This window comes from Sulfitobacter sp. TCYB15 (assembly GCF_040435955.1).
GTDB lineage: Bacteria > Pseudomonadota > Alphaproteobacteria > Rhodobacterales > Rhodobacteraceae > Sulfitobacter > Sulfitobacter pontiacus.
In genome coordinates, this window is the sequence record NZ_CP159193.1 from 975,505 (window position 1) to 992,685 (window position 17,181).

General features: G+C 60.2%; 16 protein-coding genes. 7 read left to right on the forward strand and 9 right to left on the reverse strand.

What is annotated here, in order from left to right; all coding sequences use genetic code 11:
* Positions 1–2: 2 nt before the first annotated feature.
* Genes ABM428_RS04720 through ABM428_RS04735 form a run of 4 tightly spaced genes read left to right on the forward strand, consistent with a single transcriptional unit; the run spans position 3 to position 5,772 of the window.
* A complete protein-coding gene (locus ABM428_RS04720) occupies positions 3–3,110 on the forward strand; it encodes an efflux RND transporter permease subunit (RefSeq protein WP_132997086.1) in 3,108 nt (1,035 codons plus the stop codon).
* Positions 3,107–4,465 carry an efflux transporter outer membrane subunit gene (locus tag ABM428_RS04725; RefSeq protein WP_353628206.1) on the forward strand — a complete coding sequence of 453 codons (1,359 nt, stop codon included), beginning with the start codon at positions 3,107–3,109 and terminating at the stop codon, positions 4,463–4,465. The genes ABM428_RS04720 and ABM428_RS04725 overlap by 4 nt, the downstream gene beginning before the upstream one ends.
* A gap of 35 nt (positions 4,466–4,500) precedes the next feature.
* On the forward strand, positions 4,501–5,229 hold the full coding sequence (locus ABM428_RS04730; RefSeq protein WP_353628207.1) for a DUF1499 domain-containing protein: 729 nt from the start codon (positions 4,501–4,503) through the stop codon (positions 5,227–5,229).
* Between the two features lie 3 nt (positions 5,230–5,232).
* Positions 5,233–5,772, forward strand: coding sequence for a ricin-type beta-trefoil lectin domain protein (locus ABM428_RS04735; protein ID WP_353628208.1), 540 nt, complete (start codon positions 5,233–5,235; stop codon positions 5,770–5,772).
* A gap of 276 nt (positions 5,773–6,048) precedes the next feature.
* Here the strand turns inward: ABM428_RS04735 and ABM428_RS04740 are convergent, their stop codons facing one another.
* The 4 genes from ABM428_RS04740 to ABM428_RS04755 all read right to left on the reverse strand — a co-directional run bounded on the left by ABM428_RS04740 (position 6,049) and on the right by ABM428_RS04755 (position 8,500).
* Entirely contained in the window at positions 6,049–6,651 is a 603-nt protein-coding gene (locus tag ABM428_RS04740) for a ferric reductase-like transmembrane domain-containing protein (RefSeq protein WP_353628209.1), read from the reverse strand.
* A gap of 58 nt (positions 6,652–6,709) precedes the next feature.
* Positions 6,710–7,555, reverse strand: a complete 846-nt coding sequence (locus tag ABM428_RS04745) for an NAD(P)H-binding protein (protein ID WP_353628210.1) — start codon at positions 7,553–7,555, stop codon at positions 6,710–6,712.
* 63 nt (positions 7,556–7,618) lie between these two features.
* Positions 7,619–8,029 (reverse strand): nuclear transport factor 2 family protein, encoded by a 411-nt coding sequence (locus ABM428_RS04750; RefSeq protein WP_353628211.1) that lies wholly within the window; start codon positions 8,027–8,029, stop codon positions 7,619–7,621.
* A 186-nt stretch (positions 8,030–8,215) separates the two neighbouring features.
* Entirely contained in the window at positions 8,216–8,500 is a 285-nt protein-coding gene (locus tag ABM428_RS04755; protein ID WP_037943438.1) for a DUF2218 domain-containing protein, read from the reverse strand.
* A gap of 116 nt (positions 8,501–8,616) precedes the next feature.
* On the opposite strand from ABM428_RS04755, the gene ABM428_RS04760 reads away from it, so the two are divergent.
* Positions 8,617–9,480, forward strand: coding sequence for a LysR family transcriptional regulator (locus ABM428_RS04760; RefSeq protein WP_240790801.1), 864 nt, complete (start codon positions 8,617–8,619; stop codon positions 9,478–9,480).
* 275 nt (positions 9,481–9,755) lie between these two features.
* Here ABM428_RS04760 and ABM428_RS04765 read toward each other — a convergent pair whose 3' ends face one another.
* The gene (locus tag ABM428_RS04765) at positions 9,756–10,625 is read right to left on the reverse strand and encodes a LysR substrate-binding domain-containing protein (protein WP_132997078.1); all 870 of its coding nucleotides are present in this window, start codon (positions 10,623–10,625) and stop codon (positions 9,756–9,758) included.
* A gap of 161 nt (positions 10,626–10,786) precedes the next feature.
* Between ABM428_RS04765 and ABM428_RS04770 the strand changes: the two genes are divergently transcribed.
* Entirely contained in the window at positions 10,787–11,905 is a 1,119-nt protein-coding gene (locus tag ABM428_RS04770; protein WP_353628335.1) for an S-(hydroxymethyl)glutathione dehydrogenase/class III alcohol dehydrogenase, read from the forward strand.
* A 69-nt stretch (positions 11,906–11,974) separates the two neighbouring features.
* Here ABM428_RS04770 and tcuB read toward each other — a convergent pair whose 3' ends face one another.
* Genes tcuB through ABM428_RS04785 form a run of 3 tightly spaced genes read right to left on the reverse strand, consistent with a single transcriptional unit; the run spans position 11,975 to position 15,094 of the window.
* Positions 11,975–13,042, reverse strand: a complete 1,068-nt coding sequence (gene tcuB, locus ABM428_RS04775) for a tricarballylate utilization 4Fe-4S protein TcuB (protein ID WP_132997076.1) — start codon at positions 13,040–13,042, stop codon at positions 11,975–11,977.
* Positions 13,032–14,417, reverse strand: coding sequence for an FAD-dependent tricarballylate dehydrogenase TcuA (gene tcuA, locus ABM428_RS04780; protein WP_132997075.1), 1,386 nt, complete (start codon positions 14,415–14,417; stop codon positions 13,032–13,034). The genes tcuB and tcuA overlap by 11 nt, the downstream gene beginning before the upstream one ends.
* Positions 14,414–15,094: a GntR family transcriptional regulator gene (locus ABM428_RS04785; protein ID WP_132997074.1), complete on the reverse strand. Its 681-nt coding sequence runs from the start codon at positions 15,092–15,094 to the stop codon at positions 14,414–14,416. The genes tcuA and ABM428_RS04785 overlap by 4 nt, the downstream gene beginning before the upstream one ends.
* Before the next feature lie 89 nt (positions 15,095–15,183).
* Between ABM428_RS04785 and ABM428_RS04790 the strand changes: the two genes are divergently transcribed.
* On the forward strand, positions 15,184–16,230 hold the full coding sequence (locus tag ABM428_RS04790; RefSeq protein ID WP_132997073.1) for an AbrB family transcriptional regulator: 1,047 nt from the start codon (positions 15,184–15,186) through the stop codon (positions 16,228–16,230).
* On the opposite strand, the gene ABM428_RS04795 is transcribed toward ABM428_RS04790, so the two are convergent.
* A complete protein-coding gene (locus ABM428_RS04795; RefSeq protein ID WP_132997072.1) occupies positions 16,205–17,179 on the reverse strand; it encodes a D-2-hydroxyacid dehydrogenase family protein in 975 nt (324 codons plus the stop codon). The genes ABM428_RS04790 and ABM428_RS04795 overlap by 26 nt on opposite strands.
* Positions 17,180–17,181: the final 2 nt, after the last annotated feature.

Consider the following 17,181-nt stretch of genomic DNA (forward strand, 5'->3'; position numbering starts at 1 on the left):
CTATGGCCCGTTTCTTCATCCACCGCCCTGTTTTTGCTTGGGTTCTGGCGATTGCCACCATGTTGCTGGGCGCTTTCAGTATGACGGGTCTGCCGATCTCGCAGTATCCTGATATCGCGCCTACCACCGTTCGAATTTCCGCCACTTATACCGGGGCCTCGGCCGCAACGGTGGAGAATTCGGTCACCACTGTCATCGAGGACGGGCTGACGGGGTTGGATGGGCTCACCTATTTGACCTCATCCTCCAGCGAAGGTGCGGCGAGTGTATCGCTGACCTTTGACGATAGTATTGATCCTGACATGGCGCAGGTGCAGGTCCAGAACAAGTTGCAACTGGTCGAATCGCAGCTGCCTGACACCGTGACAAGCCAGGGCGTTTCCGTCTCCCGCTCGACGGACTCGGTCCTGATGGTCGGGGCGCTTGTCAGCGAAGACGGCAGCTATACCTCGCTTGAACTGGGCGACCTGCTGAGCAGCACGATTGAAGACCCGGTACAGCGCACGGCGGGGGTGGGGTCGATCAATGTTTTCGGCACCGAATACGCAATGCGCATTTGGTTGAACCCCGAAAAGCTGTTCCAATATCAACTGACATCTTCGGACGTGACCACCGCCGTATCCGAGCAGAACACAAACGTGACGGTCGGCAGTCTGGGTGAGCAGCCGGTGGTGAAAGGCCAGCAGTTCACGGTCTCCCTGTCGGCGCAGTCCCAGCTTGAAACGGTTGAGGACTTTCGGAACATCCTGCTGAAGACCAACTCGGACGGGTCGGCCATTTACCTTGCCGATGTTGCCACAATCGAACTCGCCGAAGAGGACTACGGCAGTGTGAGCCGCTTTAATGGTCATCCGGCGGCGGGCTTTGCGGTGAACCTTTCCACCGGTGCCAATGCGGTGGATACCGCCGAAGCGGTGCGGGAAGTGGTGGGCAATCTTTCTTCCGCGTTGCCCGAGGGCGTTGTGGTCGAATATCCCTATGACACTTCGCCCTTCGTCGAGGAATCCATCGACCAAGTCTATGAAACGTTGATCGAGGCGATTGTCCTCGTCTTTCTTGTCATCTTCCTTTTCTTGCAAAGCTGGCGGGCGACGATCATCCCGACCATCGCCGTGCCTGTGGTGTTGTTGGGAACCTTTGGCGTTCTGTCCGCCTTCGGCATGTCAATCAACACCCTTTCCATGTTCGCATTGGTCTTGGCCATTGGTCTGTTGGTCGATGACGCGATTGTTGTTGTCGAGAACGTCGAACGGGTGATGGAAGAAGAAGGGCTGGACGCCGTCACCGCCACGGAAAAGAGCATGGGGGAGATTTCCTCGGCGCTCATCGGGATCGTGATGGTGCTTTCTGCTGTGTTCCTGCCGATGGCCTTCATGGATGGGTCGACGGGGGTCATCTACAAACAGTTCTCGGTCACGATTATTTCGGCGATGGTGCTGTCGCTTTTCGTCGCCCTGATCCTCACGCCTGCGATGTGTGCGCAGCTTCTCAAACCGAACCATGACAAGAAGCCTCTGCTTCCGCTGCGCTGGTTCAATGGCGGCCTTGACCGTCTGACGGGTGGCTATGCTTCGCTTGTCGGGCAGTTGTCCATGCGGCCTTTCCGTATGGTGTTTGTCTTGGCGCTCGTCGGATTTGGCGCCTATTGGGTTTATGACCGTCTGCCGTCGTCGTTCCTGCCGACCGAAGATCAGGGCGTGCTTATGACCATGATCGAACTGCCTCAGGGATCGACAGTTCAGCAGACAGCCCACACGATTGAACAGATCGAGCAATACTTGCTGACCGAAGAGACCGAAATGGTCGATGGCGTCTTTGCCAATGTCGGATACAGTTTCGGGGGGTCTGGTCAGAACTACGGGATGATGTTCATCAGGCTTAAGGACTATGAAGAGCGTCCCGGGCTTGATGCGGCTGATCTGATGATGCGGGCCAATGGCAAGTTCTTCCAGTCCCGACTGGGCAGTATTTTTGTCCTTCAACCGCCTGCCATTCCGGGGCTGGGTACGTCTTCGGGCTTTGCAATGTACCTCGTCGACCAGTCGGGCGCGGGTCAGGAAGCATTGAGCGATGCCGCAGATAAACTGGTCGCGGCAGGGCTTGCTGACGGTCGCGTGACCAACCTGCGCGGCAATGATGCCGCGACGGAGCCGTCGTTGAAATTGCGTATCGACCAGCAAAAGGCCGAGGCTTTGGGCGTGTCTTTGTCGAGCGTGAACACCATGCTGGCGACTGTGTTCTCTGGCACCTATGTCAACGATTTCCCGCTGGGCAATAACCTGCGCGAGGTCATTGTACAGGGCGGTGCGGACTGGCGCATGCAGCCTGACGACATTGACCATTGGTATGTGCGGAACGACAGTGCGGAGATGGTGCCGCTGTCGGCCTTTATCAGCCGAGAATGGGAAACCATCACGCCCAAACTGTCGCGCTACGGCGGCACCCGCGCACTGGAGCTTTCCGGCGAAGCGGCAGCGGGCATCAGTTCGGGCGATGCGATGGAGGTGATGCAACAGCTTACCGCTGATCTGGACGGATCTTATGCCTCGGCTTGGACGGGGCTGAGCTATCAAGAACGGTTGTCCGGCGATCAGGAAGCCATTCTCTATACGATCTCGGCGCTGGTCGTCTTCCTTTGTCTCGCCGCCCTCTATGAAAGCTGGGCCGTGCCTTTTGCGGTGATGCTTTCGGTGCCCGTGGGCATTCTGGGGGCGCTGGTGACAACGTGGTATTTCGGACAGTCAAACGACGTCTATTTCAAGGTAGGTCTGCTTACCACGATCGGCCTTGCGGCGCGAAATGCCATTCTGATCGTAGAGTTCGCGGAATCCCTTCGTGCGGAAGGCAAAGTATTGCTGGAAGCCACCGTCGTGGCCGCGCGCCAGCGTCTGCGTCCCATCCTAATGACCTCCCTTGCCTTCGGCTTTGGAATCATGCCGCTGGTGCTCGCCTCTGGGGCAGGGGCCAATGCGCAAAAATCCATCGGGACGGGGATGCTCGGCGGGATCATCTTTTCCGCAGTCATCGGGATCGTGATGGTGCCAGTCTTCTACGTCGCCGTAATCCGAACAACAGAAATTTTCCGTAAGCGAGTGGAGAAAGCTCAGTGAAACCTTACTATCTCGTACTGGGTCTGCTTGTCGCGGGCTGTGCTGTCGGCACTGATTACCAGCGCCCCGAAGTGGCCATGGAAACCCGGTTTGTCGGCGGCAATGCAGAGCAGATCGGCGCGGTAGCCACTCAGCAGTGGTGGCTGAACTACAAGGATTCGAACCTTACAAATCTTCTCACGCGCGGCCTTGCCCAGAACCTTGATGTGATTGCCGCGGGTGAGCGCATACGCCAAGCGCAAGCTGAGTTGCGCACAACCGGGGTAAACGCTGCGGCGGACGGATCGCTGACCGGATCAGTGACCACATCCGGTGGCGACGGCACCAACGGTACAAGCTCCGTCGAAAGCGGGTCTTTGGGTGCCTCGCTGGTGATTGATCTCTTCGGTGGTATCAGGCGTGAGCGAGAGGCCGCTGTTGCCTCGCTTACTGCCGCCCGGGCGGAGGAAGAGACCGTTCGTCTTGCATGGCTGGCCGAGCTTATCGCTGCCTATTCCGACGCGCGCTATTACCAAGAGGCGATGGCCTTGACGCGCACCGCCATCGCTACGCGTGAAGAGACGGTGAGCATCACCCGAAGCCAGTTTAATGCGGGCGCGGCCACCGAATACGAAGTGGCCGAAGCGCAGGCCTTGCTTTCGACGGCGCGGGCCGATTTGCCGCAGTTCGCCGCCTTGTTTGACGCAAATGTCTACGCCATCGCGACACTGCTGAACGAACCAGCGGGACCGATCAAGGCACAGATGCAAAAAGGTGCGCCCCAACTCTTCAGCCCCGGAGATGCGCGCACCGGCGTACCGGCGGACTTGCTTCGCAATCGCCCCGATGTGCGCAGCGCCGAAGCTGATTTGGCCGCTGCCGTGGCCAACGTGGGCGTCGCCGAGGCCGCGCTTTACCCGGCCTTGTCCCTGTCCGGAACGGTGGGCCGCACGGACGCCACAGATGCGTGGAGTTTCGGGCCGCAATTGTCCCTTCCAGTATTTAATCAGGGTCTCTTGAAAGCCAGCCGTGACGCGCAACTCTCTGTCGCCCGACAGGCCGAGATCGCATGGCGGGCCTCGATCAACGAAGCGGTCGAGGATGTCCAAGTCGCACAGTCCAACCTCACCCGCGCGCGCCAGAGGGCGCAACTGCTGCGAACCGCCGCCAGCGACTACGGCCGGGCGCTGACATTGGCACAGGAGAATTATCGAAACGGTGCCATCACGCTGTTGAACCTGCTGGAAACCGACCGGAATACCAATGCTGCAAGGATCTCGGCGGCCTCGGCCACGAACGAAGCGGCGCAGGCCTGGGCCACGCTGAAGATCGCGACGGGGGCAGGGGCGGCCGTGACTGGTCAGCCGAGTAATTGAGCACATATCAACGCTGGTCGTGAAAGGCCGAACACATGAGACTTACTGGAAAAATTGCCGCCCTAATCGCCGTTGCTGGGTTAATTTGCGTTACATTGATCTTGTTCGGAGCGCGCATGGGGCTTTGGGAACCGATCGTAGGGTTCGGGCTGTACCGGAGCTACTTTAACGCAATCGGGGTGGGTATCTTCAGCGCGGGGCTGATCGCTTTGGCCATCCATCTTGGTCGGGGCGAAAAGGGATGGGCAGCGGTCGGCGGCGTGGTCACGCTGCTTGGGCTGGGGGCCCTGTTTCCCCTCATCTCAAACACCGTGAACCCCCAACCGCGCGCCGCGCCGATCCATGACATCACGACTGATACCACCAATCCCCCGGCCTTTGAGGTGCTGGATGACACCCGCGCGGGTGCGAACAACACGCTGGAATACGGCGGTGCGGAAGTGGCGGACCAACAAGTGACAGCCTATCCCGATATTGCGCCACTTGAGACCGGCCTGAGCACGGACGCGGCCTTTGAGCGGGCATTGGAGGTGGCAGGCGAAATGGGGTGGGAGATCGTTGCGACCGATCCAACCCGCCATCGGTTCGAGGCCACCGCGCGCACGTCAGTCTTCTATTTCGCCGACGATATTGTCGTTGCAGCTACCCCTGCCGAGAACGGGAGCCGCGTGGACATGCGCGGCGTTTCACGGGTGGGGCGCAGTGACCAAGGCGTCAATGCAGCGCGCATTCGTACCTTTCAACAACAGTTCCATAAGGAATGAGCGATGAGATTTCCAAGCTCAAACTTGGCCTTTGCCGCGCTGATCGTATTGGGCCAAAGCATCCCATTCTCGGCTCATGCGGAGGCACCAAGCCTCCAGACCGACGGGCCCGTCATTCATCTTGCCGATAACCTTAACGAGGAAGCGTCGCTCGGCTGGTGCATCGATACTGAAGGGCGCGGTCTGAGCGATCAGCTTCACGCCCATTCATGCAAACCGGAAGGGGACGACGTGTTGTTCACCTATGCGGCAGAGACGGGCATGATCGCGTCGGCGACCTATGATGGTCTGTGCATGGCGTATAATGATCCGGAGAATGCCGATAACCCATTTGGTCTGGTTTCTTGTGACGAGGGCGATCCCGCACAGCACTTTGTTTACAACGACGCGAGCATGGAGATGCGTTTGGGGTCTGATCCCGCGCAGTGCGTCACCGTTGCGGAGGAAATTGACGATGCGGGCCCATACCAGTCCCGCGACCTGATCCTCGCGCCATGTGGCGCATTGGAGGCCAGCCTCAAACAATGGGTCATTCAAAGGTAAGAAGCATTAACGGTAACGCATATCGGGAAGCACTTGGTTTAGTCGGTGAAGATCCTAGCGGGAAAGCTTGTATTTTATAGCCAGAAGTCTCTGAAGGAGACTTTCCTTGTCCGCCGGCCCTAGGTCCGGTTTGGGCTGTTCGCTTCGGCCGACACGATGGGTGGCTTATGTACTTTGACGGTAGGTGCGAAGATTCCCTATAAAGGTGGGGAGATCGGCTATTAAGCTTTAGATCGCCGAACGAACGAACGGAGAATTTGCCCCGCAACCCTTCGCTTACGTCAACGTGCGGTGGCGGCGGCGTTGTTGGGTTGACCACAGACGGTACATCTCAAGAACGGCCAGAGGCGCAAAATGCACCAGAGCCGCGCCGACGCCGCCCCAATCGTGCAGGGCAGCCCAGTGGATGAGGGTTAGTATAGCCGCAGCATAGACAAACTGCTGTAGCTTTTTCCACGACCGCCCAAGGCGGCGCACCCATGCGTCTGTCGAGGTAACAGCCAATGGCACAAAGATAAGAAAGGCGATCCAGCCGGTCCAGATGTTCAGCTTTGATACCTCGCCCCCAGTGAAGGCTATGGCGCCTTCATCAATGAGATAAAGCACCGTGTGGGCCAGCGCGTAGAAGAATGCGGCCACGCCAAGATAGCGCCGACGCTTCATCAGCCAGCGCGGCCAGCTCGCATCGCGAAAAAGCATCATCAGCGGGGTGATCATCATCGCGATGATCATGAACCGCGCGGCAAACTCGCCCGTGGGATGTAAAAGACTGCTGGCCGCATCCGGCGCGCCGGAGGTCAGGCCAAGGGTCATTGGAATGGCGGGGAGGCTCAACAGCGCCCAGAAGGTGAGGGGGTGATCCCATGTGGATTTCAGCACGCAGATATCTCCGAAAGGTTGGTCGTTCTACGCGGGTCGCCCCGCGTATCTGTGGCGATCAGCGTAACAGCGAGGCGAAATAATCTTCCCAGCTTTGATGCGGGCGTCCGGTCGCGGCTTCATAATCGCCGGGGGCGTCAAAGGCGCCGCGGCGGATGCCGTCGTAGATGCCGCCGATAATCGGGCCGATAAAACCGCCAAGCTCGGCGGTGCGGTCAGCGACATAGTCTTCGGCCGACATGCTGCGATAGGTAAGCGCGGTGCCATATGCGGCGTTCATGTACTGCGTTAGTTCCGCCTGAGTGATCGGTGTGCCGTTCAAATCAAAGGTTTGGCCGTTCAGATCGTCCCGCGTCAGCAAAGCCGCATAGGCATGGGCCAATTCGGAACGGGTCGTGTAGCCGCATTTGCCGTCCCCCGCGCTGTTGGCGATCTCGCCCTTGGCGCGGTAGCTGTCGATATACTCAACGTCAGGCTCGATGTAGGTGCCGTTGCGACCGATGGCCCAGTCCAGACCGCTGGCGCGGATGTCGGCCTCGGTCTGGCGGTTGCTCTGCACGACGGGTGAGAAGGCGGTCCCAACTTCGGGACCTTGAATGCTGGTGTAGACGATCTTGCGAACGCCGGCGGCGTTGGCCGCCTCGATCACGTTGCGGTGCTGGCCGATGCGGTCTTCGGGCGGGGCCATGCCTGAGACGAGCACAAGGGCATCAACGCCCGCAAGAGAAGTCCGAAGCGCGTCCGGCTGGTCATAATCGCCGGGGCGCACCTCGATCCCTAACTCGGGGGCATTGCCCGGCGTCCGGGCGAGGCCGAAGACCGAGGCGTGATCTGTTCGTTCTAAGAGTTTGCGGGCGATTTCTTGACCGAGTTGTCCTGAAACGGCGGTGACAGCATAGCGCATCGGGCTCTCCTTTGACTGGGGTCTCGCTGGCAGGGCCTGATGGGCTCTGCCATGTTGCGAACATTAGCCGTGGTAGGCTTGGCTGACGGCAAAGCTGTCTTCGAACCAGTGCCACAGCACCACCTGACCATCGCGGACCTTGGCACGCAGGGCAAAGCTGAAGGGGCCAGTCTCTTTGCCGGATTTCGTTGTGATGCCGCTCATCTTACCAAAGACGGCAACGGTGTCGCCTGCGGCAAAGGCATCTGTGTTGTCCCAAGCGGTTGTCTGAAAATTCTGGCCAAAGACGCCAAGGAAGTCGAAGACTGCCTCCTTGCCGCGTGCCTCACCGATCCACGGCAAGCTTTCGTCGCCCTCGTTGTGCCAGACCATATCGTCGGCCATCAGGGCCCGCATTTTCTCCATATCGCCGGCCCCCATAGCGCCCATGAAGGCCATTACGGTGTCAAAGCTCTCTTGTGTAACTGTGTCCATTTCTTTTGCTCCTGCGTGTTGTCCGAGAATGATGGCCAGAGATGCGCCGAGTGACGTTTTCAGAAGGGTTCTGCGTTTCATGTGTCGCTCCATATCGGGTGCCCCGAAGGAATGGGGCCTTGGTTAAGTTCAAGATTTCGGGTGCCACTCCGCGCGGCACGCGAAAAGCTCGGGCCAGCTCAGCTCTCAGGCGGCGTAGGTCCAAGTGAGCTTGGGGTCTTCGCGGAAGGCAAAACGTTCGAGGTGGCTGGTAATGACCTGCACGACCCTATGGAGTGCGGCCGGGTCATCGGCTGTCGCGCTCAGTGACAACTGGCCCTTTGTTGCGACCAGTTCACATGCCCCGAAAGGCAGTTCGATATGGCCGTTTTGGCGCGTGTGGGTGACGGGCACCTTGTGGCCGAAATGTTTGCAGAGCGTGCCCAGATAACGCTCTGCGCTTTCGGTGTTGAGATGAGTGGTCGCTTTCATGGCGGTGTTCCTCGTGTTGCAAGGAACATCTATTCCCGGCGGATTGATCGGGGTATTCATGGAATCCAGAAGTGATAGTTCCGGCAGGCCGAACAATGATCGATCATCTAAAGCATATGGCCATCTTCGCCCGGGTGGTGGACGAAGGCTCGTTCCGGGCCGCGGCGAAAGCCCTTGGCGTCGCACCGTCGCGGGTGAGTGAAACCGTCTCCGAACTCGAAGATTTCCTTGGCGTGACACTGCTTTACCGCACAACCCGCAAGATCGCGCTGAGCAACGAAGGGCAGATGTTCTACGCCCGGGTGACCGACATGCTGCGAAGCGCCGAAAGCGGGTTGAATGACCTCAACGCCCTGTCGTTGGAGCCGGTGGGTGCGCTTAGGGTGTCGATCCCTGCCTTTATGTCGTCATCGACCCTGTCGACGGCGATCGCTGAATTTTCCCGTCTTCATCCGCAAGTCGCCCTGTCGTTGGCTTTTTCGGATCAGAGGATGGACCTTATCAACGATGGTTTTGATGTGAATATCCGCGCGGGCTGGCTCGACGACAGTGCGATGATGTCGCGCAAGCTGGGTGAAAGCGCGCGCGCCTTGGTGGTCGGCAGCGACTATGCCGCAACGCGCCCGGCCCCCGCACATCCTTGCGATCTGGAAGACTGGGACTGGGTGCGCTACCGACATCGCTCAGACTATACTCGTCTCAGCGGCCCCGGCGGGGAAGAGGCGAAAGTTCTGGGCCAAGCCCGGCTGGAAGTGGACAGCGTGGATGCCCTCTACCATTTCGCCTGCAAGAACCTTGGCGCCACGGTTCTGCCCGAGCATCTCGCCGCCCGGGGGGAGGCGGAGGGCAAGCTGAGCCGCCTGTTCCCCGATTGGCGGCTGAAACCGTTGGGAATTTTTGCCGTCTGGCCAGACACCTCGCGCCGCGAGAACCTCACGCTTCTGTTCGTTCGGTTTTTGGCAAAAGAGCTCCATCAATAGGACGGTGCCTATCGGGCCATTTGGTCCCGCATGAAGGGGCACCTGCCACGTCGCCATAGATTACCTCATGGTGCGGCCAAATGAGCCTTTCGCTGAACGAAGCCCCGGTACAGATGGCTGAACGCCAGGCCAAAAGATACGATCTTTGCCGGGTCCTCGCTCCTTCGGGCAAAGATGCTCAGATGACGGCCCAAGTTCCGAAGGTCAGCGCACTTGGCGGGTCGCTCACGATCATCGGGCCTTCCTTTCAAATTCTGAGGCGATGATTTTGTAGATCATCGCAACCCTTTCCCAAGGTGATCAAGCAGCAGCCGGACCTTTGGCGAAAGATGCCGGTTCTGCGGATAGATCGCCCAGATGCCATCGTCCGGCGCGCGATACGTATCCAAAACAGAAATCAACCGCCCGGCCCGCAGCTCCGCCTCTACATAATAATCCGGCAATTGGATGATCCCGAGGTTCTTCAGCGCCGCATCGACCAGCGATGCGCCGCTGTTGCAGCGGAGATTGCCTTTCACCCTAATGTGGCGGGTGGTTCCTTTTTCCTGAAACCGCCAATAGCCCAAAGTGCCTTGCAGACAGTTGTAGCCGTCAAGTTCGGACAGGGTGTGCGGGGTTCCGTGAGCGGAAAGGTATTCGGGTGCCGCGCAGGTGTAATGCCTGCGAGAGGCCAGCCGCTTTGCCATCATGGAGCTGTCTTCCAACTCTCCCAGCCGGATCGCGAGATCGTAGCTTTCCGCTACAAGATCGAGCAGCTGATTGGTCAGCCTGAGGTTGACCTCAAGATCAGGATAGCGCCGCACGAAGTCGTTCACCAAAGGCGCGATGCGGTTCTCGCCATATGTCACCGGGGCTGTAAGGTTCAGCCGGCCCTTGGGGCTTTGATGCAGATCGGTGATCGCGCGCTCGGCTTCGGCCAGCCCATCAAGCACCTGCCGGCAATGGTTGTAATACACCTGACCCGTCTCGGTGATCGTGACCTTGCGCGTGGTGCGGTAGAACAGCTTGGTGTCCAATCGCGCCTCAAGTGCGCCGACTTGGCGGCTGACCTGAGCCGTAGAAATACCCAAGCTGTTGGCAGCAGCTGTAAAGCTTTGGGCTTCAGCGACGGCCACAAATTCTGATACCCCCTCCCAACTCAGCATGATGTTCCTTTCAATCTTAATGGCGGAATAACTATTGCTAATAGGTAATGGTGTTTTACGGATATCTCTGATTATCGCGAGTGGGAAGCAGTGTAAATGACAGTCCCTACACCGTCACCCGCCAAAATAGTCCTAACCGCGAAGTGAGACCCATGACCGATATCATCAAATGCAAAGCGGCCGTCGCCTGGGCCGTTAACGAACCTCTCTCGATCGAGGAAATCGACGTAATGCCGCCTAAGGCTGGCGAAGTGCGCATCAAAATTATCGCCTCGGGCGTTTGCCATACCGATGCTTTCACTTTGTCGGGCGAAGACCCCGAAGGCCTGTTCCCGGTCATTCTGGGCCATGAAGGGGGCGGGATTGTCGAATCCATCGGCGAGGGCGTCACCAGCGTGGCGGTGGGTGACCATGTGATCCCGCTCTACACGCCAGAATGTGGCGAGTGCAAATTCTGCAAATCCGGCAAGACCAACCTCTGCCAGAAGATCCGGGAAACCCAGGGGCGCGGTCTGATGCCCGACGGCACCAGCCGGTTCTACAAGGATGGTCAGCCCATCCTGCACTACATGGGCTGCTCGACCTTCTCGGAATACACAGTGCTGCCCGAGATATCGCTTGCCAAGGTTAACCCCGATGCGCCGCTTGAAGAGGTTTGCCTTCTGGGCTGCGGCGTCACTACCGGCATGGGGGCTGTGATGAACACCGCGAAGGTCGAAGAGGGGTCGACCGTTGCGATCTTCGGCATGGGCGGCATTGGCCTGTCCGCCGTGATCGGCGCGACCATGGCCAAGGCCAGCCGCATCATCGTGATCGATATCAACGAAAGCAAGTTCGATCTGGCGCGCAAGCTGGGTGCCACCGATTTCATCAACCCCAAAGATCACGACAAACCCATTCAGGACGTGATTGTCGAGGTGACCGACGGCGGCGTGGATTATTCGTTCGAGTGTATCGGCAACGTCAATATTATGCGCTCGGCGTTGGAATGCTGCCACAAGGGCTGGGGCGAATCCGTAGTCATCGGTGTCGCAGGGGCAGGGCAGGAAATCTCGACCCGTCCGTTCCAGTTGGTCACGGGCCGCGTCTGGCGGGGGTCGGCCTTCGGCGGGGTCAAGGGACGCTCCGAGCTACCTGACTATGTCGAGCGCTACATGAACGGCGAATTCAAGCTGAATGATTTTATCACCCACACCATGGGGCTGGAACAGATCAACGAGGCCTTCGACTTGATGCATGAAGGAAAGAGCATCCGTTCAGTCATCCACTTCGGCGAATGATCGTCTCCCGGTCGCGCCGTCTGTAGGCGCGGCCGGGGTGATCTGGAAGCGTTGCTGGAAAGCCTAAAGTCAGACCCTTTCGCGCCGCTGTGCATCCCTGACCAGCGCTGCCATTCGGTAGAACCCATGCGCCATCTTGGTGAAAGGCGTGAGCAGGAAAAACGCCAGCACCGCGCCGAGATGTATGACCAAAAGACCCGGCAGCCAGCCGGTGCCGCCTGCCGCGTAGAGCAACAGCCCGCTCAGCCCGACAAACCCCAGCAACCCGGTAAAGGCTATTTCGCCGCCAAAAGCGTTGGTCGCGCCGAGTGATTTGTCAGACCGCAGCTTGAGCCAGACCATCTTGCCACAGCCCAACACAAGCAGAACACCGCCGGAAAGGCCGAGGATCTTGGGGGCGGAAAACAGCCCGTAGGGGGCAGGCATATCGAGCAGGTAATGCATCAGCGTCGCCACGCTGGTCGAGGCAAAGCACAACAGGAAGCCATACATGATCGCCTGATGCGCATAGCGGCGGAAATGGGTAAACCGGTCTTCGTCTTCAAAGTTGCAGCCGTCGCCGTGGCCGCCTTTGAGATTGCGCATGTTCGCGACAGAGGCGATGGCCCCGCGCAAATGCGACAGGCGAACCCGGGTGCCGCCCACGGTTTGCCAGTAGCGGCGCAGGCCGATGGCAATGCTTATCAACGGAAAAAGAAAGGCGGGCAGGAAGATCGCCACCATCGCATTGTGGGATAGCACGGCGTAGAAGCCTTCGCCTCCAGCGGCGGCCAGCGCACGGGCAGCCCAAAACAGCAATGCAAAGCCCAAGACAGTGGCGAGCACGATGGCGAGGCCGTTTTTCTGGAAGGCTTTCCCGGCGGCACGTGGAAAGGCAAACTCTTCCCAACTGTCTTGGCGCACATCGGCCAAGGCTTGCGGCAGGTTCAGGTCAAACTCATGCGGAGCGGTGTATTGGCAGGCGTAGTAGCAGCCCCGGCAATTGTGACAGAGGTTCGCCAGTTGCGTCAGATCCCCGTCAGAAAAGGCACGTTCGGCTTGCAGGGCCGGGAAGACCGAGCAGTAGCCCTCGCAATAGCGGCAGGCGTTGCAGATTTCGGCCTGACGGCGGGCCTCTTGAAGTAGATCAATTTGCATGGGCTGCGGCCTCCTTGCCTGCGATACGTCCGAATACGGTGCCGATGGTCATGCCGAACCCGGCGAGGTAGCCTTGGCCCAGGATCGACCCGGCCATGGTTTCGCCCGCCGCCCAAAGGTTGCTGACAAGGCGGTCGTTGATGGAGCATTGCGCGTTTTCATCCACCTTCAGCCCGAGATAGGTAAAGGTGACGCCAGTGCGCAGCGAATAGCCGTAGAACGGCGGCTCGGTGATGGGGCGGGCCCAATTGGTCTTGGGCGGGGTGAGGCCGGAAGTGGCAACGCCGTCCAGCTCAGTTGGGTGGAAGCTGCTCTGATCGCCGCAGGCGGCGTTGAACTCGGCCACGGTCTGCTCTAGCGCCTCGCCGGGCAGGCCCATTTTATCCGCCAGTTCCGCCAGCGTGTCGGCTTTGATCGGGGGGAAAACCGAAGGCATGAACAGGTTCAGCGATTTGGCATCGATGATGACATAGCCGACCTGATCGGGCTGCGCGGCCACCAGCCGGCCCCAGATGGCATAGCGTTTCGGCCAAACATCCTCGCCCTCATCATAGAACCGCTGTGCGTCCTTGTTGACGACGATGGAGAAGGGCACGCAATCCAGCCGTGTGACGATCCCGCCATCGAATTTCGGTGCCCGCCCGTCAATGGCGACGGCGTGACATTGGGTCGGATCGCCAACCTGCGCGATGCCTTGATCCAGCAGATCGGCCAGAACCACGCCGCGGTTGTAGGGCGTGCCGCGGATCAAGAAGTTCTTCGCCGCTGGCCCCCATGCGCGCGCCAGCCAATCGGTGTCGGCCTGAAATCCGCCAGAGGCTACGACGACGGATTTGGGCGAGAGGCTCTTGGCGGCCCCCTCGTGGGTATAATCCACCCGCGTCACCCGGTCGCCTTCCAGTTCGAGATGGGTCACGGCGGCTTCATAGAGCACATCCACGCCCAGCCCTTCGGCGGTGCGGTAATAGGCGTTCACGAGGCTCTTGCCACCGCCGCGAAAGAAGGCGTTGGTGCGGGCCAGTGACAGGGTGCCCGACAGCGAGGGCTGAAACCGCACGCCATGGGCCTCCATCCACGGCAGGCATTCCTCGGAAGAGCGGATGGCGAGGCGTGCGAGCTGTTCATCCGTCTTGCCACCCGTCACCTTCATCAGATCGGCGAGGTATTCCTCTTCGGTGTAGCTTTCGACCAATGGGCCCAAGGGACCATGGTGCATGCAGCGGAAGTTGCGGGTGTGGCGCGAATTGCCGCCCCGGTAGGGTTTTGGCGCGGTCTCAAGGATTAGCACGCGGGCGCCGTCTTCGGCGGCGGTGATCGCGGCACAAAGCGCCGCATTGCCGCCGCCGATCACGACGATATCGTAGGTTTCAGTCACAGCAGGTCTCCGTCATAGGTCTCATCGCGCGTGGGCTGGGCGCGCAGGGCGCGCACCCGAACCCGTTGGGCCGCTTCGATATGCGCGCGCATTGCCGCTTCGGCGAGGGCGGCATCACGGGCCTTGATCGCATCCAGAACGCCAAAATGTTCCTCCACCGCTTTCTCGGCACGGGCAGGATCGGTGAGCGTCGTCGGGCCGAGGATCATCAGCGTCTTTTGCAGCGTGTGGATCGAGCGGGTCAGAAAACGGTTCTTTGCGGCGTCCAGAAGGGCTGCGTGGAACTGGCGGTTGAGGGTGAAGGCTTCGGGCACATTGCCCAGGGTGGCAAGCTGCTGGTTCATGTCCTGCAACTCTTCAATCTCGATGTCCGAGGCAGCGCGGGCGGCGAGCCGTGCGGCGGTGCCCTCCAGCACGGCGCGCATCTCGTAAAGTTCCATCACCTCGGCGTAGTCCAGCGTGCGGATGCTCGCCCCTTGGCGGGGGATATGGGCCACGACACCGTCTGCCTCTAACTGTCGGATCGCTTCGCGCACGGGGGTGCGGGAAACGCCCAGGCGGTCGGCCAATTCGGTCTCCCGCAGGCGGTCGCCGGGGTTCAGCCGTCCGGCGCGTAGCTCATCCATTAGTTGAGCATAGGCAGAGTTGCCCTGCGGTGTGCGGTCTTCTTCGCTCATGAAACGCCCCCAAAGGTGGTTATTGCATACATGTGGATACAATAGTATGCAATAATGATCAAGTCCGATAAACTGCAGGAGTGGACCCCATGCGCATTGCCCAACCAACCCGAAGCCGGTCGCTTACCCTCATCCTCGCCGGGGCTGGCACTTTGGCCTTCTGGGCGCTTGATTTGCCGCTACCATTCCTTTTCGGCCCTATGGCCGCCTGTCTTATCGCGGCATTGTCGAACGTGCCGATCAAGGGCTTCGGTCAGGTCTCGGTGGCGGCGCGCACGATCCTTGGGGTGGCTGTTGGGGCTTCGATCACGCCTGATCTGTTTCACCAACTGCCACAAATGGCGATGTCGGTGGCGCTGGTCCCGGTCTTTATCGCGTTGATCGGGATTATCGGCGTGCCGTTCTTTCGGCATGTTTGGGGCTTCGACGCGCCGACAGCCTATTACGCCGCGATGCCGGGTGGCCTGCAGGACATGGTTATCTTTGGCACCGAAGCGGGGGGCGATCCGCGCGCGCTGTCCCTGATCCATGCCACGCGGGTGCTGATCATCGTTACCCTCGCGCCTGCTTTCCTGACGCTGGCTTACGGGGCGGGGCTGACCAATCCTATCGGCGCGCCGGTGACGGAACTGCCAGTGGGAGAGATGGCCCTGATGGCCGCGGCAGCCCTGATCGGCTGGAAGGGAGGAGAGCGGATCGGCCTTTTTGGCGCGTCGATCCTCGGCCCCATGATCGTCACCGCTGTCTTGTCACTTTCCGGCCTGATCCACAGCCGCCCGCCCGCCGAAGCCATCCTGGCCGCGCAGTTCTTTATCGGCTGCGGGATCGGCGTGCATTTTCTGGGCGTGACATGGGGCGAGCTGACGCGGGTGGTGCTGGCGGGCATCGCCTATGTACTGGTGCTCGCCGTCTTGGCCGCAGGTTTCACCGGCCTCGTCACCTGGGCCGGGTTGGGCAACCCGGTCGAGGCATTCCTTGCCTTCGCGCCGGGCGGGCAGGCCGAGATGACGGTGCTGGCCATCGTGACCGGTGCGGATTTGGGCTTTGTCATCACCCACCACCTGACCCGCATCGTGCTGGTGATCGTCGGCGCGCCGCTGGTCGCGGGGCTTATGGCGCGTAGACGGAAGGGTTGATCATATGGATCGGTGCGCCTGCCGCATAGGCGTTTACCTGTTCGAAGATATCCGCGAATTGCTTGTCGAATTCATCCTCGGTGACAAAGCCGATATGCGGGGTGGCGATCATCTTGGGGTGGGACAGCAGCGGGTCGCTGGGGTCGGTCAGCGGCTCGGCATCAAAGACATCCACCGCCGCCGCGCCAAGATGCCCGGCGTTAAGCGCTTGCAGCAGCGCGCCTTCGGCAATCAGTCCGGCGCGGGAGGTGTTCACTAATACCGAACGCGGCGGCATCGCACCGAGGTCGTCGGCGGTGACACTGCCGCGCGTCTCAGATGTAAGTCGCAGATGCAGCGAAACCACGTCACATGTGCCGAAAAAGGCCGCTCGGCTCTCGGGCACGGTCTCGCCATCGGCTTTCGCCCGCGCGCGTCCGGCGTCGGAGCCCCACCAGACAACTTTCATGCCAAAGGCGCGGGCATAATCGGCCACAACACGCCCGATGCGCCCATAGCCATAAAGCCCCAGCCGCCGCCCGCGCAGGCTGCGCCCGACGCCCATCTGCCAGTTGCCCGCCTTGGCGCTTGCCATCTGCTGCGGCAGTTGCCGCATGGCTGCAAGGATCAGCGCAAAGGTCAGTTCCGCCGCCGCATGGTTGGCCCCATCCGCACCTTTGTTGGAACACAGCAGTACTCCCTGGTCGGTGCAGGCCGCGACGTCCACATGCGGATAAGCGCCACGCTGCGAGATCAGGCGCAGGTTCGGCAGGCGCTCAAGCAGCCCGCGCGTCACCTTGGTCCGCTCGCGAAAGAGCACGACGCAGTCGGCATCCTGCAAACGGTCGGCCAAGATGGCCTCGTCAGGCTGATGGTCCGTCCAGACGGTGACATCATGCCCCGCCAGCAGGTTAAAGCAGGGCAGTCCGCGCAGAGTGTCGAACCAGTCGTCGAGGATATGAACCTTCATCC